At 77.7% G+C, this 552-nt stretch carries 1 protein-coding gene and 1 pseudogene; both read left to right on the forward strand.

The features are described 5' to 3' along the window. Positions 1-155 (forward strand): annotated as a pseudogene (locus ACFQ4O_RS18220) (AAA family ATPase); the annotation flags it as partial. 77 nt (positions 156-232) lie between these two features. Further along, positions 233-552 (forward strand): DUF58 domain-containing protein (locus ACFQ4O_RS18225; RefSeq protein ID WP_378777854.1); only part of this gene is annotated, 320 nt, incomplete at its 3' end.

The raw sequence follows: 552 nt of genomic DNA on the forward strand, positions 1-552 counted from the left end.
TGGAGGGGCGCGACCACGCCATCCCCGACGACGTGGCGGAGCTCGCCGCCGACGCGCTGGCGCACCGGCTGGTGCTGACCTGGCGCGCCGCAGCGGACGGCCGCGCCGCGCGCGATCTCGTGCCCATGCTGCTCGACGCCGTGCGGCCGCTCTGACGGACCGCCGCGGCATGGAGAGGGAACCGGTTCCGGGCGTCGACCTCGACGCGGGCGCGCTGCTCGGACTGAAGCACATGGTCGGACGGCGCGGCGCCTCCGGTCCACGGCGGCTTGCGGCGCGGCCGGGGGGCGTCGTCACCCGCCGTCGCGGACGCGGCAGCGAGATCGACGACGTGCGGCCCTGGACCGACGGCGACGACATCCGCCACATCGACCGCCACGCCACCGCCCGCACCGGCGAGCTGCACGCCCGCACCTTCCGGGACGAGCGGGAGCGGGCGGCGCTGCTGGTGGCGGACTTCCGGCCGGCCATGCTGTTCGGCACCCGCCGCGCCTTCCGCTCCATCGCCGGCGCCGAGGCGCTCGCCCTTCTCGGCTGGCGCGCGGTGGCGGA

Source organism: Methylopila musalis, assembly GCF_042679725.1.
Taxonomy (GTDB): domain Bacteria; phylum Pseudomonadota; class Alphaproteobacteria; order Rhizobiales; family Methylopilaceae; genus Methylopila; species Methylopila musalis.